Annotated in this window: 17 protein-coding genes; 11 read left to right on the top strand and 6 right to left on the bottom strand. The window is 71.3% G+C overall.

The window, feature by feature from the left end; genetic code table 11:
- Positions 1–305 precede the first annotated feature (305 nt).
- Positions 306–785 (bottom strand): MarR family transcriptional regulator, encoded by a 480-nt coding sequence (locus tag AB0C22_RS25695; RefSeq protein ID WP_219463421.1) that lies wholly within the window; start codon positions 783–785, stop codon positions 306–308.
- A 59-nt stretch (positions 786–844) separates the two neighbouring features.
- On the opposite strand from AB0C22_RS25695, the gene AB0C22_RS25690 reads away from it, so the two are divergent.
- The 4 genes from AB0C22_RS25690 to AB0C22_RS25675 all read left to right on the top strand — a co-directional run bounded on the left by AB0C22_RS25690 (position 845) and on the right by AB0C22_RS25675 (position 4,110).
- Positions 845–1,336 (top strand): SgcJ/EcaC family oxidoreductase, encoded by a 492-nt coding sequence (locus tag AB0C22_RS25690; protein ID WP_219463419.1) that lies wholly within the window; start codon positions 845–847, stop codon positions 1,334–1,336.
- Positions 1,337–2,193: 857 nt separating this feature from the next.
- Complete coding sequence (locus tag AB0C22_RS25685) at positions 2,194–2,751, top strand: O-acetyl-ADP-ribose deacetylase (RefSeq protein WP_219463418.1); 558 nt, start codon at positions 2,194–2,196, stop codon at positions 2,749–2,751.
- Positions 2,752–2,979: 228 nt separating this feature from the next.
- Entirely contained in the window at positions 2,980–3,417 is a 438-nt protein-coding gene (locus AB0C22_RS25680; protein WP_219463416.1) for a hypothetical protein, read from the top strand.
- Between the two features lie 210 nt (positions 3,418–3,627).
- On the top strand, positions 3,628–4,110 hold the full coding sequence (locus AB0C22_RS25675) for an NUDIX hydrolase (protein ID WP_308290835.1): 483 nt from the start codon (positions 3,628–3,630) through the stop codon (positions 4,108–4,110).
- Positions 4,111–4,122: 12 nt separating this feature from the next.
- On the opposite strand, the gene AB0C22_RS25670 is transcribed toward AB0C22_RS25675, so the two are convergent.
- Both AB0C22_RS25670 and AB0C22_RS25665 read right to left on the bottom strand, forming a co-directional pair.
- Complete coding sequence (locus AB0C22_RS25670) at positions 4,123–4,650, bottom strand: DUF6244 family protein (RefSeq protein WP_219463414.1); 528 nt, start codon at positions 4,648–4,650, stop codon at positions 4,123–4,125.
- Positions 4,651–4,835: 185 nt separating this feature from the next.
- Entirely contained in the window at positions 4,836–5,684 is an 849-nt protein-coding gene (locus AB0C22_RS25665; RefSeq protein WP_219463411.1) for a helix-turn-helix transcriptional regulator, read from the bottom strand.
- 145 nt (positions 5,685–5,829) lie between these two features.
- Here AB0C22_RS25665 and AB0C22_RS25660 point away from each other — a divergent pair, with 145 nt between their 5' ends.
- Positions 5,830–6,609 carry an NAD(P)H-dependent oxidoreductase gene (locus AB0C22_RS25660; RefSeq protein ID WP_219463410.1) on the top strand — a complete coding sequence of 260 codons (780 nt, stop codon included), beginning with the start codon at positions 5,830–5,832 and terminating at the stop codon, positions 6,607–6,609.
- 51 nt (positions 6,610–6,660) lie between these two features.
- On the opposite strand, the gene AB0C22_RS25655 is transcribed toward AB0C22_RS25660, so the two are convergent.
- The 3 genes from AB0C22_RS25655 to AB0C22_RS25645 are packed head-to-tail and all read right to left on the bottom strand — an operon-like array spanning position 6,661 to position 9,307.
- Positions 6,661–7,320: a response regulator transcription factor gene (locus AB0C22_RS25655; protein ID WP_219463408.1), complete on the bottom strand. Its 660-nt coding sequence runs from the start codon at positions 7,318–7,320 to the stop codon at positions 6,661–6,663.
- Entirely contained in the window at positions 7,317–8,474 is a 1,158-nt protein-coding gene (locus AB0C22_RS25650) for a histidine kinase (RefSeq protein WP_219463406.1), read from the bottom strand. Before AB0C22_RS25650 ends, AB0C22_RS25655 begins: the two co-directional genes overlap by 4 nt.
- Positions 8,474–9,307 (bottom strand): CPBP family intramembrane glutamic endopeptidase, encoded by an 834-nt coding sequence (locus tag AB0C22_RS25645; RefSeq protein WP_219463405.1) that lies wholly within the window; start codon positions 9,305–9,307, stop codon positions 8,474–8,476. The genes AB0C22_RS25650 and AB0C22_RS25645 overlap by 1 nt, the downstream gene beginning before the upstream one ends.
- 422 nt (positions 9,308–9,729) lie before the next feature.
- On the opposite strand from AB0C22_RS25645, the gene AB0C22_RS25640 reads away from it, so the two are divergent.
- The 6 genes from AB0C22_RS25640 (at position 9,730) to AB0C22_RS25615 (ending at position 14,965) form a co-directional block, all read left to right on the top strand.
- The gene (locus tag AB0C22_RS25640) at positions 9,730–10,692 is read left to right on the top strand and encodes an acyl-CoA dehydrogenase family protein (protein ID WP_357013413.1); all 963 of its coding nucleotides are present in this window, start codon (positions 9,730–9,732) and stop codon (positions 10,690–10,692) included.
- A complete protein-coding gene (locus AB0C22_RS25635) occupies positions 10,686–11,423 on the top strand; it encodes a PIG-L family deacetylase (protein WP_219463400.1) in 738 nt (245 codons plus the stop codon). Before AB0C22_RS25640 ends, AB0C22_RS25635 begins: the two co-directional genes overlap by 7 nt.
- Entirely contained in the window at positions 11,420–12,046 is a 627-nt protein-coding gene (locus AB0C22_RS25630; RefSeq protein ID WP_357537478.1) for an SAM-dependent methyltransferase, read from the top strand. The genes AB0C22_RS25635 and AB0C22_RS25630 overlap by 4 nt, the downstream gene beginning before the upstream one ends.
- 5 nt (positions 12,047–12,051) lie before the next feature.
- Positions 12,052–12,762, top strand: a complete 711-nt coding sequence (locus AB0C22_RS25625) for a glycosyltransferase (protein WP_357537476.1) — start codon at positions 12,052–12,054, stop codon at positions 12,760–12,762.
- Positions 12,763–12,906: 144 nt separating this feature from the next.
- Positions 12,907–13,776: a DUF6745 domain-containing protein gene (locus AB0C22_RS25620; protein ID WP_357537474.1), complete on the top strand. Its 870-nt coding sequence runs from the start codon at positions 12,907–12,909 to the stop codon at positions 13,774–13,776.
- 244 nt (positions 13,777–14,020) lie between these two features.
- On the top strand, positions 14,021–14,965 hold the full coding sequence (locus tag AB0C22_RS25615; RefSeq protein ID WP_219463393.1) for an aldo/keto reductase: 945 nt from the start codon (positions 14,021–14,023) through the stop codon (positions 14,963–14,965).
- Positions 14,966–14,991 lie beyond the last annotated feature (26 nt).

Genomic DNA, 14,991 nt, shown 5'->3' with positions numbered 1-14,991 from the left:
CAGAGCAGGGCGCAGACCACCCTCGGTGAAAGCGAGCAGTGCGGTACGCGCACCCATCGGTCGTCCGCTCCCAGTGCCAAATGATCACTGCAGACTACACCCCACTTTCGCCCCGGTGAGGCGGCTACAGGCCGTCCACGCTCAACGCCACGCAGCGGTATCCGCTTCCCGACAAGACCAGGGATTCTCTTGATTGGCCGACTGCGACGTTGCGTGACGCGCGGTCAGCGGCATGTCCGTGCGTCGATTCGATGTGCGGCGGGTGAGCGATCTCCGGTGGGGTTCGCCGGGCTGCCAGGAGGTTGTTACGTCGGGTACAGCCGGGTCTGTGTGCTCGCGATCCGCGCTGTCTGCTCTTCCTGGACATGACGGGCCACGCGTAGGAAGTCGAGGATGGTGGCGAGTTGCTCGGACGTGTATCGGCCTAGCGCCTCGGAACCCGCGACGCCGACCGGCGCGTAGATCTGGCGTTCGGCGCCACGGGCGGCATCGGTGGCCGCGACGAGGACCCGCCGCCTGTTGTGCGGGTCCGCGATCCGGTCGGCGAGTCCGGCGCGCTGGAGGCGGTCGATGACCGTGGTCGTGGCGGCCGGGCTGAGGCTCAGCGCATTGCTCAGCTCTCCGGCCGACAGCGGCTTGTCGCCCTCCAGTAGCAGGTCGAGTGCCCGCAGATCCGTGCGGTTGATCTCCAGCGCGGCGGCTGCGGCCTCGTCGAACGCGTCGATGCTCTGCTGCAGCAGCCGCAGATGCGTGGCTACGAGACCAATCAACTCACGTTTCGACATTCGAACCTTTCTGCTATCGTAATCTTCGACGACTTGATCCTACCCGATAGGGAGCACCCATGAACGTCGACGACCGCGCGATTCGCGCCTTGTTCGACCGCCTCATGAAGGCATGGACAGACAACGACGCGGTCGCCTACGCGGACTGCTTCACCGAAGACTCCGACTACGTCTCCTACGACGGCACCCGCGCAGTCGGCCGCGTACCGATGCAAGAAGCCCACGACCGGCTCTTCCGTGGCGTGCTTGCCGGATCCGCGCTCGTCGGTGGCATCGAATCGATCCGCTACGTCAGCCCGGACGTCGCGGTGATCCACGGCACCGCATCGGTCCTGATGCCCTGGCGATCGACGCTGCCCAAGCGGCGACTGTCCCGGCAGACTCTGGTCGCCATCCGTGCCCAGGACGGCTGGCGGTTCACTGCACTGCACAACGGCCGCGTCAGGCCGATCACTATCCCCGCCCCCGACTCCACGCCCTCCCGCATGGCCCAGGCCATGGGGAGGCTGGCTCGCGGCCTCGGCGTCGGCCGCCGCGTCACGACGACCTGAACGGCAGCCCTCCCGGAGCGGATCGCGGGCGTCGCGGACTGCATGGGTAACACAGAGCGTGACGACCCTGCAGGCGCGCGATCAGCTCACCGAAGAGTTGCGGACCTCCGCGCAGCGGTCGTAGTTGTCAGCGTCGACTGCCGGCCCAGCAGCCCGAACGGCGGGCGCAGGATCCGCCGACCGAAGCGGGGGTTACGGTGGATAACTAACAATCTGACGATGAGGCTGCAAATGATCAATGTCCAGGAGCTCGCGCGACGGCTGAGTACTCTCGGAGCTGATGCGTTCACCAGCGATGACGTCGTGGACCTGGCGACTGCGGCCGATGTTCGCATCAGCGCAGACGTCGAGATCGACGCCACTCTGGCGCAGCGCTTGCTCGACCAGATCTCGCCCACCCTGCCGGTCACCGGGGCCCAGCTCGCGGCGTCGCAATGGCCGCCGCCGCAGTCCTCCCGTCCTGCAGCGCCTCCGGTGTCGTTCTCCAGCCCTGGTGCCGTCGACGGACCGGCTGATCAGCCGACCCGACGCCGCAGTTCTGGGTCTAAGGGTGGAGGTCGGCGACCCGGCTCCCGACGAACTGGCAGGTGAAACCGCAGTCCCAGCTTCTTCAACGACCGCCAGACCGCTCGCCGCAGCCGTCGACTACGACGCGAGCTGCGAACCCCACTCTCGCCGCCATCATCGGCTGAACTTCGTCCCCCTGTCCGGCTCCGTACGCCCCGGGCAGGCTCGACGCACGATGATCCCGGTAAGCATGCGGATCGCGGCATGTGCGCGTATGCGACCTGGAGTGCGGGTGATCGACGGGGGTTTGTCGGCGGCACGGGGTATGCGGATGGTTCATGATGGTGGCCATGGAGATCGAGTTCGTCACGGGGGATCTCACCGCGGAGCGGGTGGATGCGATCGTCAATGCGGCGAATTCGTCGTTGCTGGGTGGTGGCGGGGTGGACGGTGCGATCCACCGTAGGGGTGGCCCGGCGATCCTGGACGAATGCCGCGCGTTGCGGGCCAGCCGGTTCGGCCGGGGACTGCCGGTCGGGCGGGCCGTGGCGACGACTGCGGGCCGCCTTCCGGCCCGCTGGGTCATCCACACCGTCGGGCCGGTATGGAGCGCCACCGAGGACCGATCGGCATTGCTGCGTGACTGCTACCGCAACTCGCTGATCATCGCGGCCGAGCTCGGCGCGACGTCGGTGGCGTTCCCGCTGATCTCGTCTGGCGTGTACCGGTGGCCTAAGGAGGACGCTGTCGTCCAGGCGTTGACCGGATTGCAGACGGCACCGCCGGCCGTCGAGCGCGTACGACTTGTCCTTTTCGATGATGACACCCGGCAGGCCGCCGAGCGAGTCGGGCGGACGCCTGGCGGTCCGTTCACCCCGCCGCCGCATCACGATTCTGCAAGGGACTGACTCGGGCCGTCGGCCAGCGTCATTATGAGGGCGTGTGACAAAGGTGGCCGGGACTCTGGCCCGGTCGTCTTTTCAGGTGCTCTCGGATTCCCAGTGGTCGTTGTTCGAGGGGATGCTCCTGCAACCAACGGGCCGCCCGGGTCGGAGGGGAACGGCCGGCGACGTATGATCGCGGTGGTGGTGAAGCGTCAGCCCGAGATCCCGGCGCCGGTGTGAGGAGGGGTCAGGATGTTCGGTTGGAAGAAGAAGCTCGACGATGCGATGGCGCAGCTCAGGCCCGACCTGAGTCGGGAATCGCTGGGCGTCGGGCCCGATTTCCCGGGCGTCGCCCCGAACCCGCTCCTGAGCGGTGACGCACGGAAGCGCAATGCGGAATTGCGTACGGGGGTGCTTGCGCTCGGCGTTCTCGTCGACTGGCGGGAGGTGAACAGCAACCCTCGCGTGGTCCTGATGTTCGACGTGGAGACCGCCGAGGGCATCTCGTTCCGCGGTATCGCCGACGAAGACCTCACGATCACCGAGCTCACCCGACTCGCCCCGGGGCAGACGTTGCCCGTGCGCTACCGGCCGGCCGTCATGGACCACTACGTCGCCCTTGCCCGGGACGCGGACCCAGCCCGTGTGCAGCAACTCTCCGACGAGATCGCGAGCCGTAAGCGGACCTGACCCGAAGCCTGATCCGCCACTGCATCCTCCTCGGACAACAGCACGCTCCGTCACCACCGAGTGTGCGGCAGGCCCGTTATCTGTGCAGTTCCGGATTGACGAATGGCTGGCCCGCGGGACACGGGCCAGCCATGTCGATGGTTCCTCGTCAGCCGTCCAGGACGGTCGAAGGTGACATGCCGGGGCCGCCGGCGCGGGTAGCCTGCGAAGGTGAGCACACCATCCGGCGACTACACGGCGACGCTTCCCCGTAAGCGGATGGGCGCGGCAGTTCTGATCACCGACGCTGCCGGGCGGGCGTTGCTGGTCGAGCCCGTCTACAAGGACTACTGGGAGATCGTCGGCGGGTGCGTCGACGCGGACGAGTCTCCTCGGCAGGCGGCGGCCCGTGAGGTGGAGGAGGAGCTGGGCAGGTCGGTGGTGCCTGGTCGGCTGCTGGTGACCGATTGGGTGCCCCCTCGGCCGGACCGCACCGAGGGCATGATGTTCGTCTACGACGGCGGCACCCTCGATGAGGCCGGCGCGGCCGACATCCTCCTGCCACCGGACGAGCTGCGCAGTTGGGCCTGGTGCACCGAGGAGCAGATCCGGGAGCGCATGCCGGAGCTGCTGGCACGCCGGGTCGTCGCGGCGCTGCGGGCCAAGGCCGAGGGCACCATGCTCGACCTGGAGAACGGCTTCCGCGCGCACTGACCTCCAGCCCCGTCAGTTTCCCGCTGATCCCACCCGCTGTGCCTCGGCGATCGCCGCCTCGGTGGCCTGTCGTGCACCGTTGGTGCGGGCGACGACCTGCATCAGGACCTGCTTGATGCCGTCGAGGGCCTGTAGCAGCGGTCCGGGTTGGCCGCCCTGGAGGATCGTGGTGACGAGCTGCTGTGTCTCCCCGATCTGGGTGATGACGCCGCCCGCCGCGTCGCGGGCGGCGCCGATGGCGCTCTGCACGGGCGTCAGTGCGGCGACCGTCTCCTGCGGGGTGGCCTGTTGGGGTACGGCGGCGGCGGCTTTCGTCGCCTCACCGATCGATCCTCCCAGCCGTCCCAGGGTGCCCTGGACGTCGGTGATCGCGGTGCGTATCCGGGCGACGCCTGCGGCGACGGCGAGGAAGCCGGCGCTCGTGGCACGTAATGCCACCTCCTGCGCCTGCCGGTCGGCAGCGGCCGTCAACCCCTGCGCCCGCTCGACTCCGGCCATCAGGGCGCGGAGCTCACCAGTGATCTTCTCAACCTGTGACACGAAGGCAGCATCCCCAATCGATGACGGCGGACGGGTGCGTTTGACGCTACCGAAGGCACTGCCAGCTCACCAGAGCCAGCAGCGGTAGCGGTACCGCGTCACGACGAACTGTGCGTCCCAGCGCATGTTCAGCTGGGCGACAATTGGCCCAGCGACGCGTGCCCGGTGGCAGATGGGCGCACGGCTCATGACGAGTTGGTGACCCGCAGTCCTTTCCCCGGGGTGTTCCCGCCGTCGTTGAGTGAGGCCAGCAGGCGCAGCCCGTCTTCGGCGGGGCTTTCCGGTGGCGCCGACAGGACTATCAGTTCGATGCCCGATTCATCCGGCAGGGCGAAGTTCTCCTGATGCAGTTCGAGCAGTCCGACCAGGGGATGCCGGTAGGCCTTGCGTCCGTGCGTGCGGGCGCGTACGTCGGCACGGGCCCAGAGACGGCGGAAGCGCTCGCTGCCCACCGACAGTTCGCCGATGAGCGAGGCCAGGCGGGGATCATCGGGGTATCTGCCGGCGGCCAGGCGAAGGTGCCCGACCACGTCGAGCGTGCATTTCTCCCATTCTGCATAGAGGCCACGTTCGGCCTCTTCGAGGAAGATGTGCCGGGCGGTGTTCAGGCCCGTCGTGTTTCGGCCGTAGAGAAGTCCGGCGAGGCGATTGCCGGCGACCACGTCCATCCGGTGGTCCATGATCAGGGCCGGGGCGTCGATGATCAGGTCGAGTACCCGTAGCAGGTCCGCCCGGGGGCGACTGCTGGGTGACCTGGTGCGACGGCGGCGTTGCCGGGCCAGCCGGTGCAGGTGACCGCGTTCGGTCTCGTCGAGTCCGAGGACGCGGGCGAGCGCGTCGAGGACCTGTTCCGAGGGTTGGGTGGCGCGGCCCTGCTCCAGGCGTACGTAGTAGTCGACGCTGACCCCGGACAGATGAGCGACCTCTTCGCGACGCAAACCCTCGACGCGACGCCGGCTGTCGGTCGGGATGCCGGCGACGGACGGGTCGACCCGGGAGCGCCGGATACGCAGGAAGCCCGCGAGATCGTCCATGGCCTCCAGTATCGCTCGGGTGACCCGTGTGCGGGTGGTCCTGCCGGTACCAGGAAGTCCGGTCCGACGGAACTCGCGCCCCTGAACGGGGGCGGTCCCGGCCGTCGAGTATCGGTGGCGACCCACGTCGTCGAAGGGATCAGCCATGAAGACGCTCATCGTGTACGCCCATCCGGAGCCGCGTTCGCTGAACGGCTCACTGAAGGATGTCGCGGTGTCCACTCTTGAGGCCGCCGGTCACGAGGTGCGGGTGAGTGACCTGTACGCGATGAACTGGAAGGCCGTCGTGGACGCAGCCGACTTCGGCGGGTACGCCACGAGCCCGCTGCGGGTGATACCGAGTTCGGGTGGGGCGTACGACGCCGGCGCACTCACCCCCGATGTGACGGCCGAGCAGGAGAAGCTGCTCTGGGCTGACACGGTGATCTTCCAGTTCCCGTTGTGGTGGTACACGATGCCGGCCATCCTCAAGGGCTGGGTGGACCGGGTGTTCTCTTTCCACTTCGCCTACGGCGTGGGCGTGCACGACGAGACCCGCTACGGCGAGCGTTACGGCGAGGGAATCCTGCTCGGGCGGCGGGCGATCCTCTCGGTGACCGTGGGCGGCCCACAGTCGCACTACACCGATCGCGGGATCAACGGCCCCATCGGGGATCTGCTGTTCCCGATCCACCACGGGATCCTCTACTACCCGGGCATGGAGGTGCTGCCGCCATTCGTGTTGTATGACGCCGTCAGGATGTCCGACGGAGAATTCGAGGACGTGACGAAAAGGTGGAAGCAACGATTGCTGACGCTGGAGACGACGGCGCCCATCGCGTTCCGGCGGCAGAACTCCGGTGACTACGAGATTCCGTCACTACGATTGAAGGAGGGCCTGGAGGCTCCTGGGCGCGGGGGTTTCAACCTGCATGTGCGAGATTGACGGCGGGCCTGCGCCCCCTGTCTCGTCGAGAGGACCAACCTCCCGGGGCGTTCAGGTCACCAGCCCGGTCCGGTACGCGTACACCACCGCCTGCACCCGGTCGCGTAGGTCGAGTTTGGTGAGAATGCGCGACACGTACGTCTTGACGGTCTCCTGACTGATCACCAGCCGGGCCGCTATCTCGCTGTTGGACAGGCCGTCGGCGATCAGGCGCAGCACCTCCAACTCGCGCCGGGTCAGGCCCGTGTCGTCCGGGGTGCCCTCGGCGGGTCGGATGCGTGCGGCGTACCGGCCGACGAGTTGCCGGGTCACCTCGGGTGCCAGCAGTGCGGCCCCGCTGGCGACGGTGCGGATGCCGTGCAGCAGCTGCGCTGGCGGCGCGTCCTTGAGCAGGAAGCCGCTCGCTCCGGCGCGCAGCGCCTCATAGACGTACTCGTCGAGGTTGAACGTCGTCACCACGAGCACCTTGACCGGGTTGGCTGTCCCGCTGCCGGCCAGTAGGCGGGTCGCCGCGATGCCGTCGAGGACCGGCATCCGCACGTCCATCACCACCACGTCCGGGTGCAGCCGGCCGGCGAGGTCGACCGCCTCACGCCCGTTGCCGCACTCGCCCACCACCGCCAGGTCGGGTTGAGCGCCGATGATCGTCGCGAAGCCGGTACGGATCAGCGCCTGGTCGTCGCAGACCAGCACCCGGATCGGCGCGGTCACGACGCGTCACCGGTGGGGATGCGGGCCCGGACGACGAATCCGTCGTCGTCCCGGCGTTGCGCGCTGAACTCGCCGCCGAGCACGGTGACGCGTTCGCGCAGCCCGGTCAGGCCGCGTCCACTCCCACCCGGGCCTGCGGGGTGCGTACCCGGGCCGTCGGTGTCGATCTCCACCGTGATCTCCCTCTTCCCGTGGCGGACGTGCACGGCGGTGCGGCTGCCGTGGGCGTACTTCAGGGCGTTCGTCAGCGCCTCCTGCACGACCCGGTAGGCGGCGGCCTCCGCGCCGCCGACGGTCCCGGCGGGGCTGCCCTCCTGGGTGAACTCCACCGGCTGCCCGGCCTGCCGGGTCTGCTCGACCAGAGCGTGCAACGCGCCGACGGACGGCACCCGCGGGTCGCCGTGGTGGTCGGGGTTGAGCAGGTCGAGCAGGATCCGCAGGTCGGTGATGGCCCGCCGGCCGGTGTCGCTGATGGCGGTGAGGGTGGTGTCGAGACGGTCCGGGGCAGCCGTCAGGTAGCGCGCCGCCTCGGCCTGCACGACCATCGCCGTCACGTGGTGGGTCACGATGTCGTGCAGTTCACCGGCGATGCGGGCGCGTTCGGTGGCGCGGGCGGCCACCGCGGCCACCCGGCGGCGCTCGGCCTCGGCGGCCCGGCTCTGCCGCAGCCAGGCCCCGACCCCCCAGGCGAGGGTCGACGCCAGGTAGAACGTGAGGAAACCACCCACGCCCTCCGTCGACCCCTGCCGGTGCAGGGCGACGGCCAGGGCGACGTACGCGGCGGAGCCCACCACCAGGGTGGTACGCCGACGACGTTGCAGGTGGACGCCGGCGCTCAGCAACGCCACGGCCAGCGCGGTGCCCGCGACCGAGTGGTAGGCGCGTACCTGGTCGATGGCGAAACCGACGGACACCAGGGCGAGGCAGATCCCGGGCCATCGCCGCCGGACGGCCAGCGGGAGGCACTCCAGGGCGATCGCCACCACGGCCAGCGCGTCGAACGGGCGGCCGGGCAGGTCGCCGAGTTGCGTGCTGCGGTCCTGCAACACCGGCAGCGGCGCGCAGGCGAGAGCGATCAGCAGCGCCAGCGGGAGGTCCCGGACCGTGACGGGCCAGCGCCGCCACCGGTCCGCAAGCGTCCGCAGGTCGACCATCAGGAGACGGTAACGTCTGCCGCCGGCGCGTCGACCGGGCGGCGACGCGGCACGATACGACCCCTGCGGTGGGCCAGCCCCAGGAACACCACGGTCAGCACCAGCCCCGCCAGCACCGTGCCGAGGCTGGCCTCCGGGCCGAAGTCGCCGCCGCTGAGCAGCGTCGGGCCCGACATGGTGGCGTCCAGCAGCCCCGTCGACTCGCCGTTTCCGGAGACCACGACGCTGAAGATCCCCGCGGCGGCGAAGTTCCACCCGAAGTGCAGCCCGATCGGCACCCACAGGGTGCGGGTGGCGGCGTAGCAGGCGGCGAGCATGAAACCCGCCTCGATGGTGACGGCGGTCGCGCCCCACAGGTCGGCGTCGGGGTTGGCCAGGTGGATCAGGCCGAACAGCACCCCGGTCACCAGCAGCGACAGCCAGGTACCGAGGCGTTCCTCGACGAGGCGGAACAGCAGGCCCCGGAAGAGCACCTCCTCGGTCACGGCCGCGGCCGCCATGAACCCGAACAACCCCACCGCGCCGGTCACCGAGCCCACACCGTGCACGTGGTAGCCGCCCAGCAGGGCGATGACGACGATGACGGCGGTGAACATGGCGCACCCGGTCAACGTCCCCCGGGCGATCCGGGTGCCGGCGCCAGCCCGGGCCAGTTCCGTGACGTCCCGTCGTTCGGTACGGCGCACCACCCACCCGTACACGAGGAGCGTGGCCACGGCGGTCGCCGTACCGAGGAGCAGGGTGAGCCAGGGGTCGTCCTGCACCGCCGCGACGGCCCGGCTGCCGACGGCACCGGCAGCGACGACAGCCAGGACCTGCTTCAACACACGCATGATGGGGTTCCTCTGCAGGGTGCGCGGCCGGAGTGCCACGGTCACCTGGAACGCTAGGGATTCGCGGGCCGGGAATCGTCACCATGCGGTGGACACCTGCGGGTAGCTCGCACGGGGGACGAGGGTGGTGCCGTACGGGCCCGGGCCGCCGGCGCGCGACGGTCATCTCCCCGATCAGGTCCGGTGTCAGGTCCGCGCGCCGGGCGACGCCGCGGGTGTCACCTGCGGCGGTGTGGGCCAGGCCATGTTTCGCCCCGGGGGAGAGGGGCATCTTGCGGCGGCGACCTACACAGGCCGCACGTCGCCCGAACGGGGAGGTACACGATGACGCTCGGCCGTCCGGAGCCGTTGCCCGTGGTCGACCGCGCATCAGGCCGGGGTGGGCTGCGGTCCGGCCGACCGCCCCGGGCAGTGGGGACCGGATGCTGACCGCCGGCGGCGAGGACCCGGGGACGGCGTTCCGGTCGGCCGTGCACGCCGGGCTTCTCGACCTGCCGTCACCCGGCGGTGGACGCACGCGTGAACGCTTCCTGCGCTTCGTCGAACTCGGCCGCGCCGACCTGACGTTGGCCCGGCTGGGGGAGGGGCACGCCGACGCCCTGGCGATCCTCGCCGAGCTCGACGCGTCGGTCGATCCCGGGTGGCGTCGCGAGCCGTGGGGCGTCTGGGCGGCAGCACCGGCTTCGGTCACCGCGACCCGGGACGGCGACCGGTGGCGGTTGACCGGTCACCGGCCGTGGTGCTCCGGGGCGGGTCTACTGTCCCGGGCCCTGGTCACCGCGACCGCCGACGACGGCGTCCGGCTGTTCGTGATCGAGGTCGACGCCGCCGGGGTCACCCCGGTGGCCGACACGTGGCCCGCCGTCGGCATGGCCGCCAGCGACAGCCGTACCGTCAGCTTCGACGGCGTGACCGCCCTGCCCGTCGGCGGGCCCGGCAGCTACACCGCGCGGCCGGGTTTCTGGCACGGCGGGCTGGGGGTCGCGGCGTGCTGGTACGGCGGTGCGGTCGGGGTCGCCGACACCCTGCACGACGCGGCGCGGCACCGCCGCCTCAGCCCGCACGCCATGGCGCACCTCGGGGCGGTCGACGCGGCCCTGACCGCCGCCCGAGCGGTCCTGCTCGCCGCCGCCGACGAGGTCGACGCGAAGCCCACCGGGGACGCGGACCGGTTGGCGCACCAGGTGCGCGCCACCGTCGAGGTGACCGCCACCACCGTCGTCGACCGGGTCGGCCGGGCGCTGGGGGCGGGCCCGTTGTGTCAGGACGCCCACCACGCCCGACGGGTCGCCGACCTGACGGTGTACCTGCGGCAGAGCCACGCGGAGGCGGACCTGGCCCACCTCGGTGAACTGGTGGCGGCGGTCGGGGACCCCGGATGGTGAGGCCGATCGTCGACGCGGGCACCGACGAGGGCACCTGGCATGCCTGGCCGGCACCTGCCGGATGGCCCGTACTGGCGTTGGCCGACCGGTCGCCGACGGTGCCGCCGCTGGTCGTCGCCCCCCATCCCGACGACGAGGTGCTCGGTGTGGGTGGCCTGGTCGCGATGCTCGCCGGCGGTGTCGAGATCGCGGTCGTCACCGACGGCGAGGCCTCACATCCGGAATCCACGGTGCACTCGCGGGCGGCGCTGGCCGCGATCCGGCGGGCCGAGACGGTCACGGCCTGCGGGCTGCTCGGGGTCGCCCCCGCCGTCATCGAGCATCTCGGGCATCCCGACGGCGGTGTCGACGAAGCGGCGCTCACCGACGCGTTGACCACCCGGCTGGTGCCGGGCCGATGGTGTGTCACGACGTGGCGCGGCGACGGACACCCCGACCACGAGGCGGTCGGGCGGGCGGCTGCGGTCGCCTGCCGGCGTACGGGTGCGACGCTGCTGGAGTTCCCGGTGTGGATGTGGCACTGGGCTGGGCCGGACCATCCCGACGTGCCGTGGCACCGGGCACGCCGGCTCGACCTGACCGACGCGGCCAGATCAGCCAAGCGGGAAGCGGTCGACGCCTTCCGGAGCCAGGTGCTGCCGCTCGGGCCGGCACCCGCCGACGCCGCGATCCTGCCCCCGCACGTTCTCGCCCGCTTCGCGCGGCCCTACGAAACGGTGTTCGTGCCATGACCCCACCCGGCACCCCGGCCGAGTACTTCGACGGCATGTACGCCGGGGCGGAGGACCCGTGGGGTTTCGCCACCCGCTGGTACGACCAGCGTAAGCACGACGTGACGGTGGCCTGTCTGCCGCGTCGGCGTTACCGGTCGGCATTCGAACCGGGGTGTTCGACAGGCATGCTCACCCGCCGCCTCGCCCAGCGGTGCGACCGGCTGCTGGCGGTCGACATCGCCGCCGCGCCGGTGGCGAGCGCCCAGGAGCGGCTGGCGGACCAGCCGCACGTACGGGTGGAGCGGATGCGCGTTCCCGACGAGTGGCCGGCCGTGCCGGACGACCGTTTCGACCTGGTCGTGCTCTCCGAGTTGGGTTACTACTTCGACGACGCCGGGTTGGATCGGCTGGTGGCCCGGACGGTGGACTCGCTCGCCCCCGGCGGCACGCTCGTGGCGGTGCACTGGCGGCCGGCGGTGGCCGAGCACGCCCGTGGTGGCGACGACGTGCACCGGCTGCTCGGCGGCGTGGCCGGTCTGGCGCGGACGGCCCGGCACGAGGAGGCCGACTTCCTCCTCGACGTGTTCCTCCGGGTGCCGCCGCCGGCCCGGTCCGTCGCACAGACCGACGGTCTGTGGTGAACCGGATGGCGGTCGTGGTGCCCGCCCACGACGAGCAGGTGTCGTTGCCCGGCTGTCTGACCTCCGTCCTCGACTCGCTGCGTCACCTGCCGGTGCGCTCGGAGGTGATCGTGGTGGCCGACGACTGCCGGGACGCCACGGCCGCCGTCGCCGAACGTCTCGGCGTCGTCGTGCTGACGGTGCGGGCCCGTAACGTCGGCCGGGCCCGCGCCGCCGGCATGGCGTACGCGCTGCGCAACGGTCCGCAGGGGTTGTGGCTCGCCACCACCGACGCGGACAGCCGGGTGCCCCGGCGGTGGGGCGGCTGGCAGTTGGGTCACGCCCGCGCCGGCACCGACCTGCTCGTCGGGACCGTACGGGTCAGCGACTGGGCGCCGCGCTGCACGCAGCTCCGCGAACGCTTCGAGGACCGGTACCGGCAGGGGTTGACCGGCACCGGTCACCGGCACGTCCACGGTGCGAACCTGGGCTGCGCCGCCACCGCGTACGAGCGGCTGGGTGGATTCGCCGACCTACGCCACGGCGAGGACCACGACCTGGTCGAGCGTGGTCGTCGCCAGGCCATGCGGGTCGTCACCGACGTCGCCTGTGCGGTACGGACCAGCGCCCGCCGCCACGGTCGGGCCCCGCACGGCTTCGCCGGCTACCTCGACGCCCTCGAAACCGACCTGCGGCCGCCGACGGTGGAGCCTGAGCGGACGCCGTGCAGCGGGTGAACCGGGGAGGTGGCGAAGCCTTTGCGCCGGCGGCGTGCGGCGGGTGAACCGGGGAGGTGGCGAAATGCCTTTGCACCGGCGGCGCGCGGCGGGCGATAGTCGTCGCATGATCTCGTACCGGAAGGGCGGCGACGCCCTGGCGCGGTGAGCGCCCCCGCGCGGCGCGACGTCGCCGCGAAGACCCCGCAGGCCGCTGTCCGCAGCGACCCGCACGACCTGTGGCAGCGGGCGACCCGGATCCGCCAGGAATGGCTCGATCACGCCCTGTCCACGCAGCCGGCTGACCGGGCGACCGCCGAGCGGTCCCTGACCGCCCTCTACGCCCGGGCAGCACGGCCGCGACCTCGGTTCGTCTGGGTCGAATCGCCGGCCGCGGCACGCCCCCTGGTCACCGGCTGGCCCACCCTCGACCAGCTCTACGAACAGGTCCGGGACCCCCGGCCCCGCCGGACCCCACCGCTGGCCAGCGACCTCGCCATGATCGCCTCCCGGCTGCGGGGCGCACTGGGCGCGGGCGTCACCCACCCCGACCCGGAACTGTCCCCCGGGCGTACGGGCAGGACCAGGCAGCCCTGGCCCGAACTGGCACCGTCGCGTGCGCTCGACAGCGGTGTCCCCTTGGCGGTCGTGTTGCACCAGGGCATCCGTACGGCGTTGCACCGCAGCCTCGCGCACGGGTTCTACCTGCCCGTGCGCGCGGCGCTCGCCGGCGGGGCTGCGGTTCCGGTGTGCTGGTACGGGCAGCAGGACGCGTCCTGGATCGCCTACTACGACGTGCTGCGTCGTCTCGGCCTGGCCGGCTACGGCCCGGACGAGACCGAACACGTCGACGCCTGGGCCGACCTCGCCCGCTCCTGCGGCTGGTGGTGGCCCGGCGAGGACGTCTGCGTCGTGGTGGACCGCCCCCGGGAGGTACGCACCGAGCCGGTCGTCGCCACGGTGCACGACCAGATCCGGTTGCTGCCTCGCGGTGTGTGCTACCGCGACGGCTGGCAACCACTCCTGAGCAGGTGAGGTGAGCCGACCGCCGGCCGGGACAGGCAGTCCACGGTCCCGGCCGGGCCGGTCCGACGCCCTGCTGCTCATGATCTCCGCTGCCGGTCGGAAGCGGACCGGCCGGCGGGTTCGACGGATGAGACCCACGGCGGTCCGTGTGGCGGGAACACCGGGACGGGGCAGCTGCCGACCGGCCTCCCCGGCAGGCAGGCGGGGCGAAGGGCTTGACCTGGAGCGCGCTCCAGGTGGCAGGGTCGACACCATGGCAGGCGACAGGACAGCGGCCCGGCTGGTGCTGGGGACGATGAACTACGGCACGACGGTGGACCAGGATCGCGCCTTCGCGCTGCTGGACAGGTTCGTGGAGGCGGGCGGGGAGTGGCTCGACACCGCCAACTGCTACGCGTTCTGGTCCGATCCGACAGGTCTCGGCGGGGCCAGTGAGCGGGTGATCGGGGCGTGGTTGCGGGCCCGGCCGGGCGGGCGGGCCCGGGTGCGGATCGCGACGAAGGTCCGGTACGACCCGCTGGTGGCGCACCGCTGGCCCGAGTCCGCCGAGGGACTGTCGGCCGGGGCGGTCGCGGCGGGCGTCGCCGGTAGCCTGTCGCGGTTGGGCGTCGACACGGTCGACCTGCTGTGGGCACACGGCGAGGACCGCACCGTGCCGCTCGCCGAGACCGTCGCTGCCTTCGGCGCGCTCGTCAGCAGGGGGACCGTGCACCGGGTCGGGGCGGCGAACCACGCGTCGTGGCGCGTCGAGCAGGCCCGTGCCCTGTCCCGCAACCAGGGGGTGGCCCCGTGGTCGGCGCTGCAACTGCGGCACTCGCTGGCACAACCCCGACCCGGGGCGGCGTTGCCCGACCAGGGTCACAAACTCCTCGCCGCCGACGACCTCGACTACGCGCACACCGAGGGCCTGGACGTGTGGGCCTACACCCCGTTGATCAACGGCGGCTACGTACGCCCCGACAAACCTCTCCCCGAGGCGTACGACCACCCGGGGACGAGCCGGGTCCTCGGTGTGCTCGACGAGATCACCGTCGAGACGGGGGCGACGCGCAACCAGGTGGTGCTCGCCTGGCTGCTGCGGCAGGGCATCCGGCCCATCGTCGGCGTGAGCAGCCTCGCGCAGCTCGACGAGGCTGTCGACGCGGTGGACGTGCCGCTGGACGACGGCCAGCTGGCCCGGCTGGCCGCCGCCCGCTGAACAGCAACGGGAGGTATCGGGTGGAT

It is taken from the genome of Micromonospora sp. NPDC048894, assembly GCF_040649765.1.
Taxonomy (GTDB): Bacteria; Actinomycetota; Actinomycetes; order Mycobacteriales; family Micromonosporaceae; genus Micromonospora; species Micromonospora antibiotica.
Note: the sequence above shows the minus strand (reverse complement) of the source record. Positions and strands in the feature narration are given on the sequence as shown.